This is a genomic window from Roseomonas sp. BN140053, assembly GCF_047690175.1.
GTDB lineage: Bacteria > Pseudomonadota > Alphaproteobacteria > Acetobacterales > Acetobacteraceae > Roseomonas.
This window is the reverse complement of sequence record NZ_JBLLEB010000008.1, coordinates 54983-75722: the sequence shown is the minus strand read 5'-3', so window position 1 is coordinate 75722 and position 20740 is coordinate 54983. Positions and strand designations below refer to the sequence as shown.

The following is a 20740-nucleotide window of genomic DNA, read 5'->3' as shown; positions in this document are numbered from 1 at the left end:
GTGAGCGCGGCGGCGGAGCGCGGCGGCACGCCCCTGGGCCGCGGCGCGTCGGCCCGGCGCCGGGCGCGCTGGCGTCCCCCGGGCTGGCGCTGGCTGGTGCCGCGCGGATTGCTGGGGCGGTCACTGCTGATCATCCTGGTGCCACTGCTGGTGGTGCAGGGCATCGCGCTGCAGCTGTTCTACGGCACGCATCTGGGCGTGATCTCGCGCCGGCTGGCCGACGGCATGGCGGGCGAGATCGGCATGGTGATCGAGACCATGAACCGCCTGCCGCCGGACTCCGACCAGCGCTGGCTGTTCCAGGAAGCCTCCTGGCGGTTGGACCTGTCGCTGGCCTTCGAACCCGGCGCGGTGCTCTCTGCCCCCGAAGGGCCGCGCGCCGCGTCCCTGCCCTTGCTGCCGCTGGAGGAAGACCTGGAGCGCGGCTTGCGCGAGCGGCTGCGGCTGCCCTTCGACGCCGACTGGCAGTCCGACCCGCGCTCGGTGATCGTGCGGGTGCAGCTGAACGAGGGCGTGCTGCACGTGGAGGCGCCGCGCAAGCGGCTCTTCGTCGGCACGCTCTACCTGTTCGTGATCTGGCTGGTGGGCGTGTCGCTGCTGCTGTTCGTGGTGGCGGCGCTGTTCATGAAGAACCAGGTGCGCGCGCTGCGCCGGCTGGCGGGCGCGGCGGAAGCTTTCGGCATTGGCCGCGACATCGGCCCGATCAAGCCCGAGGGCGCCATCGAGGTGCGCCAGGCCGCCACCGCCTTCAACCAGATGCAGGCCCGCATCCGGCGCTTCGTGGCGCAGCGCACGGAAATGCTGGCCGGCATCAGCCACGACCTGCGCACCCCCCTCACCCGCATGCGGCTGGGGCTGGCGATGCTGCCCGCGGCCGGGGCGGAACAGGACATTGCCGAGCTGACGCAGGACGTGGAGGAGATGGAGCGCATGGTGGCGAGCTACCTGACCTTCGCGCGCGGCGAGGGCCAGGGGCGCTCCGAGCCCGGCGACCTCGTGGCGCTGGCGGAGGAACTGGCGGCCAAGGCGCGGCGCGACGGTGCGGCGGTGGCGGTGCGCGCGCCGGCCGAACTGGTGCTGCCGATGCGGGCCGACGCGCTGCGGCGCTGCCTGCAGAACCTGCTGGACAACGCGCGCAAGCATGCCGGCCGGGTGTCGCTGACGGTGGCGCAGGCGGGGGATGGCTGGGCGGAGGTGATCGTGGACGATGACGGGTCCGGCATTCCCGGCGAGGCGCGGGAGGAAGCCTTCCGGCCCTTCGCCACGCTGACCGCGGGCGGCACCGGGCTGGGGCTGGCCATCGCCCGCGACATCGCCCGGGCGCATGGCGGCGACATCCTGCTGGAAGACAGCCCGCTCGGCGGGTTGCGGGCGCGGGTTCGGCTGCCGTTGTGAGGTAGCGAGGCGTAGTGCCCGATCCGCGTGGGGCGCGCCCGTGACCTCGGGAGGGAGAAGGAATTCTCCCTCCCGAACCCTCCCTCATCTTTTTTCGGGGGGCTGCCGCAGTCTGGGTGGGGGCGTGTGCCGCTCTGCAACTCAGAAAATCTCATGCGGCTCAGCGTGGGCTGATCCGACAGTCGCCGGAGGGCATGGCCCTCCGGCGCGCCCCACGTCGCAACCCGTCCTGAGAAACGAGAAGAAATGAGGGGGAGGGTCCGGGAGGGGGAGAATTCCTTCTCCCCCTCCCGGAACGCCGCCGTGTCAGGGTGCTGGGCGCAGGCCGGTGGCGATGGTTTCCTCGTCCACGCGGGCGGCATAGGTCAGGCCGCGGCGCATCGCCCAGACGCTCTTCTGGATATGCAGCGGGATGATCGCCACATCGTTCAGGGCGACGCGCATGGCCTGCTGCATCAGCTGCTCGCGCTGGCCGTCATCCGGCGTTTCCAGCGCCCGCGCCGTCAGCGCATCCATCTCCTGACTGGCGTAGCGGCCGTAATTGGCGAGGCCCAGCCCGCGATCGGCGTTGCGGCCGCCCAGCACGGCCTTCAGCGCGGAGGACGGCTCGCCGGTCGAGTTGCTCCAGCCCAGCATGTAGACGGACGCGTCGAAGCGGTTCAGGCGCCCGATCACGGTGGCCATCGGCGCTGCTTCCACGCGGGTGCGCACGCCGATGCGCGTCCACATCTGCGCGATGGTCTGCTGGATCTGCGCGTCGTTGACGTAGCGGTCGTTGGTGCCGCGCAGGGTGATGGTCAGGCCGTTGGGATAGCCGGCCTCGGCCAGCAGACGCTTGGCGCCGTCGGCATCGAAGGTCGGCACGGGGATGGAGGGGTCGTAGCCGAAGACGCCGGGGGGCATGAACTGCCCGGTGGCGACAGCGGCGTTCTCCATCACGCGCGACACGATGGCGGGGCGGTTGATCGCCATGCTCAGCGCGCGCCGGACGCGAACGTCGCGCAGCGGGTTGGTGGTCAGCGCCTCGCCATTGGGGCCGGTGATGTCGGGCGAGGCACCCTGCCGCTCCACGTCGAGGCCCAGGAAGATGAGGCGCGTGCTGGTGTTCTCGGCGATGGTCAGGCGCGGGTCGTTGCGCAGCCGCGCGATGTCGGGGGTGGGGACGTTGTCGATGAAGCTGACATCGCCCGAGGCCAGCGCCGCCACCCGCGCGCCGTCATTGGTGATGACGCGGTACTGCACCTGCGACCAGGCCGGCTTGACGCCCCAGTAGCCATCGTAGCGCGTCATGTCGACGCGGTTGTTGGGGTCGTAGGACACGAAGCGGAAGGGGCCGGTGCCGATGGCGTGGCGGCCGCTGTTGAACTCCGCGCTGGTGGCGCCCTGCGCCGCGCGCTGCACGATGAAGACGTTGGCGAGGTCGAAGGGCACCAGCGGCGCCACGCTGCGCGTCTTGAAGCGCACGGTGTGGGGATCCACCACCTCCACGCTCTCGATCGCGCGGGTGTAGACGGCGAAGGAGCTGGGGCTCTGCACCACGGGGACGCGCGCCAGGGTGGCGACCACGTCCTCGGCGGTGAAGGGCGTGCCATCGTGGAAGGTCACGCCCTGGCGGAGCTTGAACTCCCAGGTGTTGTTGTCCACCAGCCGCCAGGATTCCGCCAGCCCGGGGGCCAGGCGGGAATTCTCGTCGCGCTGCACCAGCGCCTCGAACATATGGGCCGAGAGCATGATGGAGGGGGTGAAGGTGTAGTAGTGCGGGTCGATGTTGGCGGGGGGTGCGCTGACGCCCATGGACAGGGTCTGCGCCTGCGCCGGGGCGAGCGCCGCGGCAACGGACAGGGTGACGGCGGCGGCGGCGCTGCGCCAGCCGGCCGGGAAGGAATGGTGCATCGGGATCGTGCCTCTCGTTGCTGCGCTCAGGTGTCCGCCAGACCCAGTTCCTGCTGCACCAGGCTGGACCAGTAGGCGGCGCCGAGCGCCAGGATCTCGTCGTTGAAGTCGTAGAGCGGGGTGTGGAGGTTGTGGCAGCTCCCGTCCGCCGCGACGCCGTTGCCGATGCGCATGAAGGCGCCGGGCTTCTCGCGCAGCATGAAGGCGAAGTCCTCGCCGCCGGTGGACAGCGCCACCTCGCCGACCTTGTCGGCGCCCACCAGCGCGGCCGCGGCGGCGCAGGCGGATTGCACCTTTTCCGCGTCGTTCACCGTGGGCGGGCAGAGGGATTCGTAGCGCAGTTCGGCGGTGCAGCCGTGCACGGCGGCCAGACCTTCGGCCAGTTCGCGCAGGCGGCGCTTGATGGTGTCCTGCGTCGCCGTTTCGAAGTAGCGGGCGGTGCCGCGCACCACCACGCTCGACGGCATGACGTTGGGGCTCTCGGCGGTGCCGCCCTGGACGAAGCCGACGCTGACGGCGCCGCTCTCCACGGGGGACAGGTTGCGGGCCACGATGGTCTGCACGCCGAGCAGGAAGTGGCCCAGCACCACCGTGGCGTCGGTGGCCAGGTGCGGCGCGGCGCCGCCGTGGCCGCCGGTGCCGGTAAAGGTCACGCCCCAGAAATCGGCGCCGGCCAGGATCGGGCCGGGGCGGGTGGCGAACTGCCCCACCGGCAGGCCGGGGCTGTTGTGCAGCCCGTAGACGGCATCGCAGGGGAAGCGGTCGAACAGCCCGTCCTTCAGCATGGCCCGGGCGCCGGTGCCGGCTTCCTCCGCGGGCTGAAAGATGAAGTGCACGGTGCCGGCGAAGTCGCGCTTGCCGGCCAGGAACTTCGCCGCGCCCAGCAGCATGGCGGTGTGGCCGTCATGGCCGCAGCCATGCATCTTGCCCGGCACGGTGGAGGCGTGCGGCAGGCCTGTCTCTTCCGTCATGAACAGCGCGTCCATGTCGGCGCGCAGGCCGATGGCGCGCTGGCCGGGGCGGTTGCCCTGCAACGTGCCGACCACGCCGGTGACGCCGACGCCTTCCGTGACGTCCAGACCCCAGCCGCGCAGCTTTTCCGCCACGATGCCGGCGGTGCGGTGTTCCTCGAAGCGGGTTTCGGGGTGGGCGTGGATGTCCTGGCGGATCGCCGCCAGCTCGGGCTCGAAACGCCGGATTTCGTCGAGGATCGCAGGGTTCAAGGCGCGGGGTTCCATAATTGCGGCGCGTAACGGGCCGCAGGCTGCGCCCGGCCCTGTTGGCGGGTCAACCGGGGGTGGGCCGGACCGACCAGGAGAAGTGCCGCGTGCCGCCCGGTTCCAGGAGCACCAGCCCGGGCTTGTTCGCGAACTCCCCGTCCCAGCCGAGCGGGCTGGCATGGCCGTGCCAGGGTTCGATGCACAGGAAAGGCGCACCGGGCTTGGACCAGAGGCCGAGGTCGCCGTAGCCCTCCCAGCGCATCTCCAGCGCCGGGCCCGCGGCAGCGGCGTAGCGCAGGGCCTGGGCGGGAAAGCCCGGCAGCACCACGGCATCCGCGGCGAAGAGCGCGTCGCGCAGCGGCAATGCGCCGGCTTCCAGGGGCAGTTCCTCCCCCCCGTCCAGCAGCCCTTCCGTCAAGCGCCGTGCCGGAAGGGAGGTCAGCCCGGGGTTGGCGAAGCTGATGCTGTGGCTTTCCTTGGCGCCGCCGCCGGGCAGCGGCCAGGCAAAGGCGGGATGGCCGCCGATCGAGAAGGGCAGCACGGGCTCGCCGGGGTTCGACACGCTCGCGGTGCAGCGCAGCGCGCCGTCGGCGACCGCGAAGGTGAGGTCGAGCACGAAGCGGAACGGAAAGGCTTCGCCCGTCGCGTCGTCGTCCTCCAGACGCAGGGTGCAGGAGGCTGCGTCCCGCGCCGTCCAGCGGAACCTGCGGTCGCGGGCGAAGCCGTGCTGGGTCAGGCGATGCGCGCGCCCCCCGTGGCGCAACGTGTCGCCGGCCAGCTTGCCGACGATCGGGAACAGCACCGGGGCATGGCGCGGCCATTGCGGCCCGGCCTGCCACAGCCATTCCGCGCCGGAGGCATCCTGCAGGGATTGCAGTTCCGCCCCCTGCTCGGACACCGTGGCGGAAAGCGCGCCGTCGGTGATCCGGTGGGTCATGGCCGGGCGCTCACAGCCCGGTGGCCTCGAGGCGCAGGATGGCGCGGGCCAGGGCCTGGGCGCGGGGCACGAAGCTGTCCACCTCCAGGTATTCCTCCGGGCTGTGCGCCTTACCGCCCACCGGGCCGACCGAGCACAGGGTCGGCGCGCCCACCGCGGCGGTGAAGCCGCTGTCGGCGCAGCCGCCGGCAAATTCCCCTGCCACCGACAGGCCGGTTTCCGCCGCGGCCGCGCGGTAGCCCTCGAAGAGCCGTGCCGCCGCGGGGTCCTGGGTCAGCGGCAGGAACTCGCCGCGGATGGTCAGGACGGAGCGGGTGCCAGGCACGAAGGCGGTGGCGGCGATGGCGTGCAGCTTGCCCAGGATCTCCTCGCGGTCGGCGGGATCGACGTAGCGCATGTCGATCTGCGCCTGGGCGGAGGGGGCGACGGTGTTGACGCTCTGCCCGCCGCTGACCAGGCCGACATTGAGGGTGATGCCGCGCGACAGGTCGGTCAGCGCGTGGATGGCGGTGATCTTCTGGGCCAACTCCCCGATGGCGCTGATGCCGGCCTCGAAATTGCCGCCGGAATGGGCGGCGCGGCCCTCGATATCCAGCACGGAGAAGACGCCGCCCTTGCGTCCCGTGACCACGTTGCCGCCGGGCCGGCCGGGCTCGCTGTTGAACACGGCGCGGGCGCGGCGCGCCTCGGCCTCGATCACCGGGCGTCCCTCGGGGGAGCCGATCTCCTCGTCGCCGGTGAAGAGGCCGACGAGCGGGCCGGGCGCGCCGCCGAACTTCCGGAAGGCGGCGAGGACGAACATGTTCATCACCAGCCCGCCCTTCATGTCGCAGACGCCCGGCCCGTAGGCGCGGCCATCCTCGATGCGGAAGGGGCGGCGGGTCGGCTCGCCCTTGGGGAACACGGTGTCGCGGTGGCCCATCAGCACGATGTTGCGCTGCTGGTTGCCGGACATCCCTTCTTCCGACGCCACGGTGGCGCGCAGGCAATCGCCGAAGCGGGCGCCGGGGACGGTTTCCACGGGGATGTCGTGCGCCGCGCAGAAGCGCGCCACCTGCGCGCCCACCGCGTCCACCCCAGCCTTGTCGTAGGAACCGCCATCGGTGTTCACCATGGCTTCCAGCGCGTCCAGCATCGGCTGCCGCTGTTCGGAAAGCCAAGCCAGGATGCTGGCCTCGGTGGCGTTGCTGGTCATGCGGGGGCGCCTCGCCGGAGAGATCGGGAGCGGCGACCCTAGCAACGTCGCCCGGGGATGGCACGGGGCCGGCCGGCGTTGTTTCGCGGTGGCACGGAAACGTGGCGTCGCCGGGAAGTCCCCGGCCTGCGATCCACCGCGGTCGGGCTATCCGGCCGGCACGGGCGCTTTCCGGGCAGCCCCTGGCGCGAGCGGGAGACCTGCGCTCCTCATCGCTGCGGCCCCGCCATGTCGGAGAGCGGCATCGCCGCCGCGCGCTCGATCAGCCGCGCGGCGCGGAAGCACAGGTCCTCGCGCCCCTGGGCCGCGGCCAGCTGCACCGCGCGCGGCATGCCCTCCGCATCCAGGTTGGTGGGCACGCTGATCGCGGGCTGGCGCGTCAGGTTGAAGGCAAAGGTCCAGGGCGCCCAGTCCCGCCAGAGGGCCTGTGTCGGGTGCAGCGTCGGCTGGTCGGCGGCAAAGGCGGCAGTGGGGGTGGTGGGGCAGAGGAGCAGGTCGTGGCGCAGGTGGAACTGCCCCATCAGGTGCGCGGCTTCCGTGCGCATCGCCTCGGCGCCCAGGAAGTCCACGGCGCTCATGCCGCCCTCGCGCCGGGCCACCTCCTCCAGCCCGGCATCCAGCAGGGAGCGCTTATCTTCCGGCGCGGTCGCAACGAGGCGGGCCAGGGCGACGCCCCAGACCCGGCCGAAGATCTGGCGCGTGTCGGGCAGTCCGGGGTCGGCGTCCTCCACGATCGCGCCGGCGCCGCGCAGCCAGTCCGCCGCGCGTTCCAGCGCGGCCTCCCCTTCCGCGTCCAGCGGCGCGTCGAAGCCCAGGCGGCGCACCAGGGCGACGCGCAGCCCGGCCACCCCGGTCTCGATGCCGCTGCGCCAGTCCTGCGCCTCGTCAGGGAGGCAGAAGGGGTCGCGCGCGTCGGCCCGGCCCATCACCCCCAGCATCAGCGCCGCGTCGCGCACCGTGCGGGTGATCGGCCCGGCCACCGACACGGCGCTGAAGGCGCCATGCGGCCATTGCGGCACCCGGCCATAGGTCGGCTTCACCCCCACCAGCCCGCAATAGGCGGCGGGGATGCGGATGGAGCCGCCGGCATCGGTGCCGACATGCAGCGGCCCGAAGCAGGCCGCCCCCGCCGCGGCCGCGCCGGAGGAGGAGCCGCCCGCGGTGCGCCGGGGGTCCCAGGGATTGCGGGTGACGCCCGTGAGCGGGTTGTCGCCCGGGGTTTTCCAGCCGAACTCCGTGGTAGTGGTCTTGCCCAGGATCACCGCCCCCGCGGCTTTCAGCCCCATCACGGCGGGCGCGTCCTCCGTGGCCGGGGCGGTGTCGGACAGGCGGCTGCCGCGCCGGGTGGGGAAGCCGGTGACGTTCATCACGTCCTTCACCGTGACCGGCACCCCGTCCAGCGGCCCGATCGGCCGGCCTGCCCGCCAGCGCGCCTCGCTCTCGCCGGCTTGGCTGAGGGCCCGCGGGTTCAGGGCGGCGAAGGCGTTGACCCAGGGGTTGTAGCGGGCGATGCGCTCGGTGACGGCTTTCAGGGCCTCGACGGGGCTGAGGGCGCGGCGGGCATACAGGGACAGGAGCTGCTCGGCGGAGAGAAGAGCGGGGTCGGTGGAGGTCATGCGGCCAGCATCCGCTCTGGAAAGGTTTCGAGGGAAGGGGCAGAAGGAATAAACCTGTGCGGGACGATGCGGGATGTCCCCTTCCCGCTTGCCCCTGCTTGGTCGGAGAGATCGGATGACGGTTGAGCTCAGCATCGAGGAAGCCGAACGTCTCTACCGCACCGGCGACTTCCCCGCGGCTGAGGCCGCCGCGCGAAACGTGCTTTCGCTCTCTCAGCCTTCGGAGCGCCAAGTCTATGGCCGCTTCTTCGATTTCATGTGCCAGTGCGCCTTTCTGCAAGAACGCGATCCAGACCGCCTGGTTCGGATCGAGGAATACTGCCGGGCGGACATGACGGCCCACGGCCCTACTTTCTGGAATCAACTGCACCTTGGGGCGTTGCATCAGTGGCAGCGGCGCTTCGACGCAGCCGAGATGTGCTGGGAAGCCGCTCGAGCGCTTCCCTTCGGCGCCAATCACCGTGGAGCTGGCGCCTACTCCTCACGATCATTCGGCTGGATGGATACGATCCTGTCCGCGACCGAGCCGCTCCATCGTGCTACGCAGCCGCAGCTGTTCTGGCTAGATCCGCAACGCGAGGGCACGGCAGGTCCTGTCTTCCTGGTGTCCTGCAATAGCAAGTACTTGCAGGACTGGCTGCCGATCTACGCCACCTCGCTGCACAAGGCGTGCCCCAATGCACTCGTGCACTTGCATGTTGTGCGCCCGGATGCCGATGATCGCGCACTGATTGATGAGGTCAGGCGTGCTCTGCCGACCATGACCTTCAATGCGACCGCGGAAACACCTGCAATCCTGGATAGTTTCAAGCGCAGCGATACGGTGAAGGCCTATTACGCGAGTGCCCGCTTCATACGACTGGAGCAGCTGGCACTTCATTATCGAAGCGACTTCTTCGTGTCCGACATCGACCTGATCTTCAACGCCGACCCATCACCGCTCCTCGCTGAAATGGGTGACGCGGCGATCGGGCTGCGGCTGAGCAACATGCACGCTTTCTTTCCCTGGACCTTCACCGGCGCGAACTTTGCTGCCGTTCGGTTTACACCCGACGCCATGCGTTTTTTCTGGGTGGTTTCAGAATATTGCCTGAACATTTTCCATCATGCGGATGTCCAGCATCCACAGTGGTACATCGACCAGAACGCCCTCACCCATGCTCACGAGTACACGAAGGCACGGCAGGAAGGTCCAGGGGTAATCAACCTGAACACGATGGCCCTGAGTCGCTTCGTCCGTTTCGGAACCGCCAGCAAGGCCGAGTTCCGGGCCGAAGCCATGCGCCTGCTGGGTCGCTCGTGATGGCAGGCTCGATGAACACTGGCGCGTGATGGCCGGGCGCGCCATCCTCCCTCGTGCCAGGATTTGCTCCGTGGCGCACAGCGCGTGGCCGCACCAGCGCTTCAACCGGCAGACATCGCGCCCACAGACAGAGAGAATGACATGACGCCGCAAAAACCCTGGGAATGGCCCGAAGAGCAGTGGCGCCGCATCGTCGGGCGCGCCCGTGCCGGCCGTTCCCTGCGTCCCGCCATCTGGCCCAACGGCGCACGCTGCTGCGTGGCCCTCAGCTTCGACGCCGACCACGACACCATTCCCCTGCGCGACGCGGACGAGAGCCCGATGCGCATCAGCCAGGGCCAGTATGGCAGCCGCCAGGGCGTGCCGCGCATCCGCGCACTGCTGGAGCGTCACGGCATCAAGGCGTCCTTCTTCTACCCGGCGGTGTCGGCGCTGCTCTACCCCGACGAGGTCCGCGCCGTGGCGGCCGAAGGGCATGAGATCGGCATCCATTCCTGGATCCACGAGGCCAACACGCAGCTTCCCCCCGGCGTGGAGCGCGAGCTGACCTTTCGCGCCGCCGACACGCTGGAAAAGATCACCGGCCACCGCCCCGTGGGCATGCGCACGGCGTCCTGGGATTTTTCCGTGGACACCATGACGATCATCCGGGAACTCGGCCTGCTCTACGACAGCAGCCTGATGGCCGATGACGACCCCTACGAGATCGTCGCGGATGGCGAGGCCACGGGCATCGTCGAATTGCCGGTGGAATGGATCAAGGACGACGCGCCCTACTTCAACTTCCAGCGCTTCTCCGGCCTGCGCCCCTATACCCCGCCCTCCGGCGTGGAGGAGATCTTCCGCGCCGAGTTCGACGGCGCCTATGCCGAGGGCGGGCTGTTCCTGCTGACCATGCACCCGCACATCACCGGCCACCGCTCGCGCATCGCGCTGCTGGAACGGCTGGTGCAGCACATCCGCAGCCATGACGACGTCTGCTTCATGACGCATGAGCAGGTCGCCCGCTGGTGCCTGGAGCATGCCGCGCCCGGCTGAAGCATTCCCACCGCGCCCGGCCTCGGCCGGACGCGGTGCCGGGCTGCGGCCATCGGCAGGGCAGTTGCCGGCGCCGCAGCGTGGCCGGCCCGACACGACGCCGCGCCTCAGCCCTCGGGCGGCGGGCCGTTTTTCCGCCCCACAGGGCTGCGCTCCGGGCGCCATCTTTCCCGGCATCAACCCGAGGTCCCGCAACAGCGCAGAGCGCCGCCCGTAGCCGGATCTTCTGCGGCGCCGTTCCGGTTGCCGGGCGGGGTGCGCCAGCGGCCCCTGGCTCAGGCCTGGACGGCCTCCGCCAGCACGGGAACCAGCCGGTCCGTCCATTCCCGGACCCCCGCCTCGGTGGCGATCAGATCCTGGCGGACTTCCAGCAGGACGGCCGGCAGGCCGCGCCCGTCGCCGTGCACCGGCACGGTATGGTCGTGCTCCGGCTCGATCCGGTAGGGCTCGTTGTCGCCGACGCAGAGATCGGGCTGCGTCCGCAGGCCGGCGATCAGCTTTCGGGCGAACTCCAGCGCGCCGGCGTAGAGGATGCCGGCCTGCCAGGGACGGGCCGCGCCCAGGAACACCGGCGTGAAGCTGTGCACGCCCAGCACGAAACTGCGCCGTTTCGCCGCCTGTCGGGCATCCAGATGGGCCGACACGGCATCGCGCAGGGGTGCGAAGTAGGCGGCCTCGCGCCAGGCGCGCTCCTCGGCGGACAGGTCGCGGTTGCCGGGGATGGCCGTCGCCTCGGACAGGGTGGGGATGCTGGTGGGAGCGCCGGGCGGGCGGTTGCAGTCGATCAGCAGCCGCGAATAGCCGCTGAGGAAAAGGGGCGCGTCCAGGGCCGCGGACAGGGCGCGGGCCAGCGGCGCGGCGCCGATGTCCCAGGCGATGTGGCGCTCCAGTTCCGCCGGCGGCAGGCCCAGCCCGGCGTAGCGCGCCGGGATGAAGTTGGACGCGTGCTCGCAGAGCAGCACCAGCGGCGAGGCACCGGCCTCGTTCACCACCGTCACCGCCGGCGGCTCCGGCTCCCCCGCGTTCATGCCGGGCGCCCCGCGAAGCGACCCCGGAAGGCCGGCACCGCTGCGGGCGTCACCTCCCCTACCCTCCCCGCAGCGGCTGGTCTCGCTCCGCCGCGGTCGGCCGCGGGCCGTCGCGTCACGCCTTGACCGCGGCCAGGGCGGCGGCCTCGTCCTTTACCTCGTCGGTGATCACGTGGAAGCCGCTCAGCCGCGCCGAGCCGAAGGCGGTGGAGATCGCCACGTCGGTGGCGTCGCGGCCGCGGCCCATCAGGATGCGGCCGATGCGCGGCGTGTTGTGGCGGGCGTCGAAGGTGTGCCAGCGGCCGCCCAGGTACACCTCGAACCAGGCGGAGAAGTCCATCGGGTAGTCCACCGGCGGCACGCCGATGTCGCCGAGATAGCCGGTGACGTAGCGCGTCGGGATGTTCATGCAGCGGCAATAGGTGACGGCGAGGTGCGTGAAGTCGCGGCAAACGCCCTTGCGCTCCTCGTTGGCCTCGAAGGCCGTTTTCGTGGAGCGGGCGTGCTCGTAGCCGAAGGTGATGCGGTCATGCACGTGGTCGCAGATCGCCTGCACCCGCTCCCAGCCCGGCCGGGTGTGCCCGAACAGCGACCATGCCTGGTCGGAGAGCTTGTCGGTTTCGCAGTAGCGCGAGCCCAGCAGGAACACGAGCACCTCGTCCGGCAGGTCGGCGATGCGGTGCTGTTCCGCGTCGGGCACGGCCGGGTCGTGCAGGCCGCTGTCCTCGATCAGGAAGTCGGCCGAGATGGTCAGCCGCCCCGGCGGCGCCACCACGCGGGTGACGGCGTTGTTGAAGCCGTCGCGGTAGTGGCGCACCGGCACCGGCTCGCCGGAGGATGAGGTGAGGCTCATGCGCTGCGGCGTTCGGAGGTCCGGCTCGCGGTCGGGCACGATGCTGAGCAGCAGCAGCATCGGGGTGGTTTGCGCGCAGTCGTAGGAGATCTCGTAGCCGGCGCGAATGAGCATGGGGGGTCCTTCCGGGCGGCGTCCGCGCCGCGTTCTGAGGTTTGCAAGAAGGATGCTAGGCGGGTGGATCGGCCTCTGCACCGACTTCCACCTCCACCGTCATGCCCAGGCTGTCGGCCGGAAAGCCGGTATAGGAACCCGAGAGCGGCACGGCCTGGCGCGGCTCGCGCGCCACCGCCACGCGGAGCAGGTCGCGCCCGTCGGTGATGCCGTTGGTGGGATCGTACTCCACCCAGCCGGCGCCGGGGAGGTAGACCTGCATCCAGGCATGGGTGGCCCCGCCGCCCTGGTGCGATGCGGCACGACGGGAATGCAGGTAGCCCGTCACGAAGCGGGCCGCGAGGCCGAGCGAGCGCACCGCCTCCATCATCAGCACGGCGAAGTCACGGCAGGTGCCGGAACCCAGGCGCAGGGTTTCCGCCGGTTCCTGCACCCCCCGCTCGTCACGCCGGAGATAGGTGAAGCTGGCGCGCACGTGCTCGGCCATCGCCGCCAGCAGGCCCACCGTGCCGGTGGGCCGGTCCTCGTGCAGGAAGCGCCGGGCCCAGCGGTCCACGGCGCGCTCGGGGTCGCGGTAGTGGCGCTCCATGCAGCGGGCGAGGTCGGGCATCTCTTCCGCATCGTAGGAGAAGGGGTACAGGCGCGCCTGTTCCTCGATCCAGCGGTCGGGCGGGCCGGGCGGCCGGTGGTCCAGCCGCAGCGTGCTCTCGAAGACCAGTTCCCGGGAGCGGAGGTCGAACTGCGCCACGGCGAGCTGGTTGCCGAACACGTCCTGCCGCCAATGCAGGGAGGAGGGTTCCGGCGTGATGCGCAGGCCGAAATCGAGTAGGCGCTGGTCCTGGCTGTCGCGGGGGCGGCACAGGATGCGGTGCTCCCCCAGGCGCACGGCCTGGCGGTAGCGGTAGGTCGTGACGTGGCGGACGGACAGGATCGGCATGGGACTTCGGTGTCGGATCCAGTGCACGTCGCGTGCCGCGCCGCTGGGGCGGGGCCGGCCGGATCGGGGGCTACTGCTTAGGCCGGCGCGCGACGCGGCACCAATGCCCAGGGAACGCGCCTGATCCGTTCCCTGGACGACACGAAATCGTGACGGTGAAGCTGCCCCTGCGCATCAGCCCCGCAGCGCCGTCCAGAGCCGGCGCGTGCCCTCCACCTGCTGGCGCCACCAGCCGCCGGACACCAGGCTTTCCGGCGCTTCCGGGTCGCCGGTTTCGGGAAAGCCGTCGCGGCGCCAGTCGGCGGTGCCGAAGACCCAGTCCCAGACCGGCAGCAGCACGGCGAAATTGCGCCCTTCCTGCCCGGCGGAGAGCACGCCGTGGTGCAGCCGGTGGAAGCGCGGCGACACCAGCAGCCGCTCGCCCAGCCTGCCGAAGCTGACGCGCAGGTTGGCGTGGCTCAGGGACTCCGCCAGCCGCAGCACCAGCACCACCAGGGGGAACTGCTCGGGCGGCACGCCGATCAGCAGGGCGATGGCCCCGACCCAGAGGGCGCCGAGCAGGTCGTCGATGACGTGGTTGCGGTCATCGGTCCAGAAGGTCATCTGCTTCTGGGCGTGGTGGATGGAGTGCAGCGCCCACCACCAGGGCAACCGGTGCTGCAAACGGTGGCGCCAGTATTCGCCGAGGTCGAGGATCACCACGTAGAGCACGAAGGCCAGCACCGGCATCTCGCGCAGCGGCGGGATCAGGCTTTCCAGCGAGGGCGACACCCAGCCGAGATCGGCCATGGCGGCGTCGAAGGGCGCGCTGACGCCGGACAGCAGCACGAAGGCGATCAGCGGCAGCACGCCCAGGCGCGCCATCAGCGTGTAGACGATGTCGGTGCGGATGGCGCGGGCATCGCGGCGCGGCTCCACCGGGCGCCACGCTTCCAGCGGCCGGCAGATCAGGTAGACCACGGCCACCTGGAACAGGCCCAGCACCACGAAGTTGAGCCAGTTGAAGGCGTCCTCCTCGTAGGCCATCAGGCCGGTGGCGTAGAGGAAGGGCTGGAGCGCCTCGGCGTAGAGCCAGCCGGAAGCGGTATCCAGGAGGTGGGTCAGCGCGTCGAGCATGGGAGGGGTTCTAGCCTTCTCCGCGGAACCGTCACCGAGCAGTGTCGCAAGGGTGCCATGCCGGCGGAACCCTGGAAGGGGTCAGCTCCGCCCGCCCGGCGGCAGGGTGGCGAAGCAGAAGCCCTTTTCCTGCAAGCCCGCGATCAGCGGCTCCAGCACCCCGGCGAAGGGTTCCTTGCGGGACCGCACGCCCCAGTGCAGCAGCAGCACCTCGCCATCCCGGATGCTGCGCAGGGCGCGGGCGAGCAGGGCGTCGTTGGGCTGGCGGTCGCTGTCCAGTTCGTCGCCTAGGAAGCCGTTGCTGCTCCAGCCCTGGTGCGTCAGGCCGCAGCGCCGGGCCATGGCGAGGGCGTTGGGCGAGGTCCGCCCGCCCGGCGCGCGCCAGAGCGGCAGCACCATTGCCTCCGGCACCATCTCGCGCAGTTGGTCGGTGGGGCGGCGCAGCTCGGCGCAGAAGCCGGCCTCGTCCAGCACCTCGGCGCCCTGGCCGGGGCGGGCGTAGCGCACCCGGCCGGGGCCGGGATCGGCGCCGATCACCCAGTGGCGCCAGGTGTGGCTGGCGAAGACGTGGCCCTCGGCGGCGCGGGCGCGCCAGAAGGCGGCCCAGCTTTCGCCCAGGGTGCGGTCGCCGCGAAAGGTTGGCTCGTCGGCCACGAAGAGGGTGGCGCGGACCTGACGGCGGCGCAGGATGGCGGCGATCTCCTCCGCCTCGCGTGACCAGCCGGTGTCGATGGTCAGGTAGAGCGTGCCGCGGCAGGCGGCGGGCTGCGCGGCGGCGGCAAAGGGCAGCAGCCCCAGCCCGGCGGCCAGGGCGCGCCGCGACAGGCCGTTCAACGTGCCGCGGCCGGGGTCGCGGGCTGCGCCTGCGCCACCGCCGCGTCGGCCGGGCGGTACAGGATGCCGTGGGGCGAGCGGCCGACGCGCACCGTGTCCACCTCCCCCGTGGCGAGGTCGAGGATGCCGACCTTCTGCGCCCAGCGCAGCGTGGCCCAGATGCGGCCATCGGGGGCGAAGCTCAGGTCGTCCGGCCCGCCGGGAACCTCGTAGACCCGGCGGATGGAGAGGTCGCGCGGTTCCAGCGCCACCACGCGGCTGTCCACCCGGGTGGTGGCGTAGAGCACGGACCCATCCGGCGAGGGGAAGATCTGGTGCGCCCCGCGGCCCACCACGACCTCCCGCTCCACGGCGTGGTTCTCGGGGTTCACTACGGACAGGTAGTTGCTGCCCATCACCCCCACCAGCAGCTTGCCGTCGTGCCAGAGAATGCCGGCGGGGTCGCGCCCGACCTCCTGCTTCCACAGGATCTCGCGGGTGTTGAGGTCGATGGCGGCGATGTTCTTCTCGCCCTGCAGGGTGACGTAGGCCACGTTGCTGTCCGGCCGGAAAGCGAGGTGGGAGGGCATGTCGCCCACCCGCACGCGGCCTTCCAGCTTCAGCGCCTGCCCGTCCCAGGCGTAGACGTCCACCTGTCCGCGCCGCAGGCTGGTGACCACCAGCCGCTTGCCGTCGGGGGTGAAGGCGAGGTGGTAGGGGTTGGAGATGCGCTCGCGCCGTTTCACCTCACCGGTGGCGGCGTCCAGGAACAGCATCTCGTTGCCGCCGGAATCCCCGATCAGGATCTGCGCGCCGTCGGGAGTTGCCACGATGTGGTGCACCTCCCGCAACACGGAGATGCGCCGGATCTCCGCCCGGGTGCGGCCGTCCAGCACCTGGATGTTGGCGTCGCCCGAGTTCAGCACGTAGACCAGATCCTCGCCCGCGCGCGCGGCACCTGCCAGCAGCGGCACGGCCAGGACGAGGGCGGAGAGGCGGGCCAGCAGGCGGGACGGCATCCGGGGGTCCTCGGCGAGGGAAAACGGGACCGGTGGGGCTCTAAACAGTTCCGGGCCGCTTGGGCAGCCCGGAACGACCTACGGTCGGCTTACTTCGTCGCAACACTGCCACAAAGGGCAATGTTGCGGTGGGCCTATTCAGCCCTGGCCGGTTCAGCCCTGCCCCGGGGCCGGCTCGAAGCGCAGGGACACGCCGTTCATGCAGTAGCGCAGCCCCGTGGGCGGCGGCCCGTCAGGGAAGACATGGCCGAGATGCCCCTGGCACTTGGCGCAATGCACCTCCGTCCGCGTCATGAAGTGCGAGCGGTCGGTGGTGGTGGCCACCGCCCCCTCGATGGGGCGGAAAAAGGAGGGCCAGCCGGTGCCGCTCTCGAACTTGGTGACGCTGTCGAAGAGCGGCGTGCCGCAGCCGGCGCAGTGGAAGGTGCCGGCGCGCTTCTCGCCGTTCAACGGCGAGGAGCCCGGGCGCTCCGTGCCGTGCTCGCGCAGCACGCGATAGGCCTGGGGCGTCAGGCAGTGCTGCCATTCCGCCTCGGTGCGGGCGGCGATCTCGGCTTCGGTCTCGGCGCTCATGCGGCGCGCTCCTTCAGGCGGTGCGAGAAGGTCTTGCGGAACTTGGCCACCTTGGGGCCGATCACCGCGCGGCAGTAGCCGGACCAGGGGGTCCGGGCGAAGTAGTCCTGGTGCTCCGCCTCGCCGGGCCAGAAATGCGGCGCCGGTAGCAGGTCGGTGACGATCGGGCCGCCGTAGAGCTTCTCCGCCTCGATCTCCGCCATCACCTGGCGCGCCGTGCGCTCCTGCTCGGGCGAGGTGAAGAAGATCACGGAACGGTACTGCGGGCCCACATCGGCGCCCTGGCGGTCGCGGGTGGTGGGGTCGTGGATGGTGAAGAAGACCCGCAGGAGGTCCTCGAAGGACACCACCTTCGGGTCGAAGCGGACCTGCACCACCTCGATGTGGCCGGTCTTCTTGGTGCAGACCTGCTCGTAGGTGGGGTTGGCGACGTTGCCGCCGGCATAGCCGGAGACCACCTCGGTCACGCCCTGGAGGTTGCGGTACACGGCGTCGAGGCACCAGAAGCAGCCGCCGCCGAGAAGGGCCGTTTCCGTGGCCGGGTTCATGGATTCGCTCATGGGCAGGGATGTGGTGCGCCGCCCGCGCCGCTCCAACGGGGGAAGGTTCGGCGTCGGGCCGACTTTCCGGCCCCGCCTGCCGCGCAGCATCGCCGTCCGGCTGCGCCGACCCGGCCGCGCCCTCCTCCCCGCGCTTTGGCCCCGCCGACGCCGCCCCGGGGGCTTCCGCCCGACCGTGGCCAGGGCGCAATCTCTCGCCCCGATGATCTTCCCGCCCCCGTTTCCCGCCCCCTTCCCGGAGGGCGATCCCGCCGAGCTGGGCTTCGACCCCGCCCGGTTGCGCGAGGCCGCTGCCTGGGCCGCGACCCAGGACAGCCCTTTCCCGCGCGACCTGCTCGCCCACCTGGAGGCCGGCCATTTCGAGCCCGCCCCCGACAATGCCGTGCTCGGCCCGGTCGAGCCGCGCGGCGCGCCCAACGGCCTCATGCTGCGGCAGGGCGTGCTGGTGGCGCGCTGGGGCGACACCCGGCAGGCCGACCGCACCTTCAGCGTGGCCAAGTCCTGCCTGTCGGTCCTGTGCGGCATCGCCGTGGGGGATGGGCTGATCAACGACCTCGACGCCCCCGTGGGCGCCAGCGTGGACGATCCGGCCTTTCGCGGCCCGCGCAACGGCGCCGTGACCTGGCGCATGCTGCTATCCCAGACCAGCGAGTGGGAAGGCACGCTGCACGGCAAGGCCGACCGGATCGACCGCGGCCGCAGCGTGGACCGCGAGGGCAAGGCGCCCAAGGGCTGGGAACGCCCGCTGGCGGAGCCCGGCGCCTACCGGGAATACAACGATGTCCGGGTCAACGTGCTGTCCCTGGCCCTGCTGCACCGCTTCAACCGCGCCCTGCCCGAGGTCTGGGCGGAGCGGGTGGTGGCGGCGATCGGCGGCAGTCCGGACTGGTCCTGGGACGGCTACCGCACCGCCGCCGTCACCCTGGCGGACGGGCGCGAGGTGCTGAGCGTGCCCGGCGGCACCCATTGGGGCGGCGGTTTGCGCACCCATGCGGAGGACCAGGCACGGCTGGGGCTGCTGATGCTGGCGGACGGGGTGTGGAACGGCACCCGCATCCTGCCGCCGGGCTGGGTGGAGGCCAGCGGCACGCCCTGTCCGCTGAACCCGGATTACGGGCTGCTGTGGTGGCTGAACCGCAGCGGCCGCATCCCCGAGGCCGGGCGAGACAGCCTTTTCGCCCAGGGCGCGGGGGGCAACACCATCTGGATCGAGCCGGACACGGGGATCGTGGCCGTGTTCCGCTGGCTCGACCCGGCTGCTCTTCCCGAACTCATCCGACGCCTGCGCGGCGCGAGGACCCAGTGATCGCCATGGACGCCCCTTCCCCCCTTCCCGCCGATGCCGCCGCCATCCACGCGGCGATGCCCACCCTCGACACCCATGTCGACATCCCCTGGCCCGACACGCCCGACCCGCGGCACGAAACGGTGCGGCAGGTGGACTTCCCCAAGATGGCCGCCGGCGGGCTCAAGGCGGTGGTGTTCATCGCCTACACGCCGCAGGGGCCGCGCACCCCGGAAGGCCATGCCGCCGCCGGCGAGCGGGCCGAGGCCATGCTGCGCGCCATCCGCGCCACCGCCGAGGGCGGGCCGCAGCGCCTGGTCACCACCCCCGAGGAGCTGGAGCGCGCCCATGCCGAGGGCGCCCCGGCGGTGCTGCTGGCGGTGGAAAACGGCAATGCCATGGGCCATGACCTGTCCCGGCTGCGGCTGTGGCGGGAACTGGGCGCCTGCTACGTCACCGTGACGCATGACGGGCACAACGACCTGTCCGACGCCGCGCGGCCGCGTGCCGACCTGGGCGACGGCCCCAGCCTGCATGGCGGGCTCAGCGAGCTGGGCCGGCAGGCGATCGCGGAGATGAACCGGGTCGGGCTGATGGTGGACGTGTCGCACATCGCCCGGACCTCCTTCTACCAGGCGGCGGAACTGTCCCGCGCACCGGTGGTGGCCACCCATGCCTGCTGCGCCGCGCTGCGGCCGCATCCGCGCAACCTCGACGACGCGCAGCTGGACGTGCTGCGCGACACGGGCGGGCTGCTGCAGGTCACGGCCGTGCCCGCCTTCCTGCGCGCGCCCGGCGAGGACGGGAAGTTCAAGGCTTCCGTGGCCGACATGGCCGACCACGTCCAGCACGCGGTGAACCGCATCGGGCTGGAGCATGTCGGCCTCAGCAGCGACTTCGACGGCGGCGGCGGCGTGGAAGGCTGGCGCCATGCCGGGGAAACCGCCGGGCTGACGGCCGAGTTGCTGCGCCGCGGCTTCGACGCGGCGGCGCTGCGGCTGCTGTGGTCGGGCAATTTCCTGCGGGTGTGGCGCGCGACGGCTGCCCTGGCCGGCTGACGCCGAACGGCGGCGGGCCGACGTGCATCTCCCCGGGGCGGACCCGCATTCCCCCGGCATGGAGGCGCATCCCGGTCGGGTAGGCCGGAACCCCGCCACCCCTGGGCTCGCCGGATGCCTGCGGCATCGCCGCGCCCCGGCGGCTCCCGGCAACCCCGGAGCCTTCGCCGGGTTTCGTGATGGTCGCGCCCAGATTTTGCCGCGGCATGGACGCGAAGCATTCACCAGCTGGGCGTTTTATTACGGGGCCGATCGGGAAAGGGAGGCGTTGATGCGCGGCGTGGCAATGCTGGTCTTGGCAGGCGGGCTGATGCTGGGGGGCTGCGTGGATGGCGCCTACGGCCCCGATGGCGGCTTCGGCGGCCCCGTTTATGCGCCCGGCGGTCCCCTGGTCGGCTACCAGCCGGAATACGCCCCTCCCCCGGCCTATGGCCGCCCGGACTGGGAGCGCCGGCGCTACCAGGAAGCCCGGCGCGACGACTACGCGCGTCGCGAAGCCTATGAGCGCGACCGCCGCCGCGACGACGACCGGCGCCGGGCCTATGAGCGCGACCGCCGTCGCGAGGACGACCGTCGGCAGTCCTATGAGCGTGACCGGCGCCGCGACGACGACCGCCGGCAGGCTTATGAGCGCGACCGCGGCCGTGACGAGGCCGCCCGGCAGCGCCCCAGCGGCCCGCCGCCCGGACGTTCGCGCGAACAGTCGGAGCAGGCGCGGCGCGAGCAGGCCGTGCGGTCGGTGCTGACGCAGTAGCCGCCGCGGATCGGCTGCCGGATCGGCCCTTCC

At 71.4% G+C, this 20740-nt stretch carries 19 protein-coding genes; 6 read left to right on the top strand and 13 right to left on the bottom strand.

The genetic code is table 11. From position 1 onward, the window contains the following. Positions 1-1395, top strand: coding sequence for an ATP-binding protein (locus ACLIBK_RS10155; protein WP_415387137.1), 1395 nt, complete (start codon positions 1-3; stop codon positions 1393-1395). Between the two features lie 306 nt (positions 1396-1701). Here ACLIBK_RS10155 and ACLIBK_RS10150 read toward each other — a convergent pair whose 3' ends face one another. The 5 genes from ACLIBK_RS10150 to ACLIBK_RS10130 all read right to left on the bottom strand — a co-directional run bounded on the left by ACLIBK_RS10150 (position 1702) and on the right by ACLIBK_RS10130 (position 8256). Next, complete coding sequence (locus tag ACLIBK_RS10150) at positions 1702-3288, bottom strand: ABC transporter substrate-binding protein (protein ID WP_415387136.1); 1587 nt, start codon at positions 3286-3288, stop codon at positions 1702-1704. A gap of 26 nt (positions 3289-3314) precedes the next feature. After that, complete coding sequence (locus ACLIBK_RS10145) at positions 3315-4511, bottom strand: amidohydrolase (RefSeq protein ID WP_415387135.1); 1197 nt, start codon at positions 4509-4511, stop codon at positions 3315-3317. A gap of 64 nt (positions 4512-4575) precedes the next feature. Further along, positions 4576-5445 carry an aldose 1-epimerase family protein gene (locus ACLIBK_RS10140; RefSeq protein ID WP_415387134.1) on the bottom strand — a complete coding sequence of 290 codons (870 nt, stop codon included), beginning with the start codon at positions 5443-5445 and terminating at the stop codon, positions 4576-4578. Positions 5446-5455: 10 nt separating this feature from the next. Continuing rightward, complete coding sequence (locus ACLIBK_RS10135; protein WP_415387133.1) at positions 5456-6640, bottom strand: M20 family metallopeptidase; 1185 nt, start codon at positions 6638-6640, stop codon at positions 5456-5458. A gap of 209 nt (positions 6641-6849) precedes the next feature. After that, positions 6850-8256, bottom strand: coding sequence for an amidase (locus tag ACLIBK_RS10130; RefSeq protein ID WP_415387132.1), 1407 nt, complete (start codon positions 8254-8256; stop codon positions 6850-6852). 115 nt (positions 8257-8371) lie between these two features. Here ACLIBK_RS10130 and ACLIBK_RS10125 point away from each other — a divergent pair, with 115 nt between their 5' ends. Further along, positions 8372-9559, top strand: a complete 1188-nt coding sequence (locus ACLIBK_RS10125) for a hypothetical protein (protein WP_415387131.1) — start codon at positions 8372-8374, stop codon at positions 9557-9559. Positions 9560-9700: 141 nt separating this feature from the next. Further along, complete coding sequence (locus tag ACLIBK_RS10120; RefSeq protein ID WP_415387130.1) at positions 9701-10597, top strand: polysaccharide deacetylase family protein; 897 nt, start codon at positions 9701-9703, stop codon at positions 10595-10597. A gap of 275 nt (positions 10598-10872) precedes the next feature. On the opposite strand, the gene ACLIBK_RS10115 is transcribed toward ACLIBK_RS10120, so the two are convergent. From ACLIBK_RS10115 to msrA, 8 genes are all read right to left on the bottom strand, one after another. Beyond that, on the bottom strand, positions 10873-11625 hold the full coding sequence (locus ACLIBK_RS10115) for an N-formylglutamate amidohydrolase (protein WP_415387129.1): 753 nt from the start codon (positions 11623-11625) through the stop codon (positions 10873-10875). 115 nt (positions 11626-11740) lie between these two features. After that, entirely contained in the window at positions 11741-12592 is an 852-nt protein-coding gene (locus ACLIBK_RS10110; protein WP_415387128.1) for a transglutaminase-like domain-containing protein, read from the bottom strand. Between the two features lie 55 nt (positions 12593-12647). Further along, positions 12648-13529: a transglutaminase family protein gene (locus tag ACLIBK_RS10105; protein ID WP_415387127.1), complete on the bottom strand. Its 882-nt coding sequence runs from the start codon at positions 13527-13529 to the stop codon at positions 12648-12650. Between the two features lie 174 nt (positions 13530-13703). Then, complete coding sequence (locus tag ACLIBK_RS10100; RefSeq protein WP_415387126.1) at positions 13704-14645, bottom strand: sterol desaturase family protein; 942 nt, start codon at positions 14643-14645, stop codon at positions 13704-13706. An 81-nt stretch (positions 14646-14726) separates the two neighbouring features. Next, positions 14727-15479 carry a polysaccharide deacetylase family protein gene (locus ACLIBK_RS10095; protein WP_415387125.1) on the bottom strand — a complete coding sequence of 251 codons (753 nt, stop codon included), beginning with the start codon at positions 15477-15479 and terminating at the stop codon, positions 14727-14729. Continuing rightward, positions 15476-16477, bottom strand: a complete 1002-nt coding sequence (locus tag ACLIBK_RS10090) for a YncE family protein (protein WP_415387124.1) — start codon at positions 16475-16477, stop codon at positions 15476-15478. The genes ACLIBK_RS10095 and ACLIBK_RS10090 overlap by 4 nt, the downstream gene beginning before the upstream one ends. 153 nt (positions 16478-16630) lie before the next feature. After that, on the bottom strand, positions 16631-17050 hold the full coding sequence (gene msrB / locus ACLIBK_RS10085) for a peptide-methionine (R)-S-oxide reductase MsrB (protein WP_415387123.1): 420 nt from the start codon (positions 17048-17050) through the stop codon (positions 16631-16633). Next, positions 17047-17598, bottom strand: a complete 552-nt coding sequence (gene msrA, locus ACLIBK_RS10080) for a peptide-methionine (S)-S-oxide reductase MsrA (protein WP_415387122.1) — start codon at positions 17596-17598, stop codon at positions 17047-17049. Before msrA ends, msrB begins: the two co-directional genes overlap by 4 nt. A gap of 214 nt (positions 17599-17812) precedes the next feature. On the opposite strand from msrA, the gene ACLIBK_RS10075 reads away from it, so the two are divergent. The 3 genes from ACLIBK_RS10075 (at position 17813) to ACLIBK_RS10065 (ending at position 20707) form a co-directional block, all read left to right on the top strand. Then, positions 17813-18916, top strand: a complete 1104-nt coding sequence (locus ACLIBK_RS10075; RefSeq protein WP_415387121.1) for a serine hydrolase domain-containing protein — start codon at positions 17813-17815, stop codon at positions 18914-18916. A 5-nt stretch (positions 18917-18921) separates the two neighbouring features. Next, positions 18922-19953, top strand: coding sequence for a dipeptidase (locus ACLIBK_RS10070; RefSeq protein ID WP_415387120.1), 1032 nt, complete (start codon positions 18922-18924; stop codon positions 19951-19953). A gap of 271 nt (positions 19954-20224) precedes the next feature. Continuing rightward, entirely contained in the window at positions 20225-20707 is a 483-nt protein-coding gene (locus tag ACLIBK_RS10065; protein WP_415387119.1) for a hypothetical protein, read from the top strand. Positions 20708-20740: the final 33 nt, after the last annotated feature.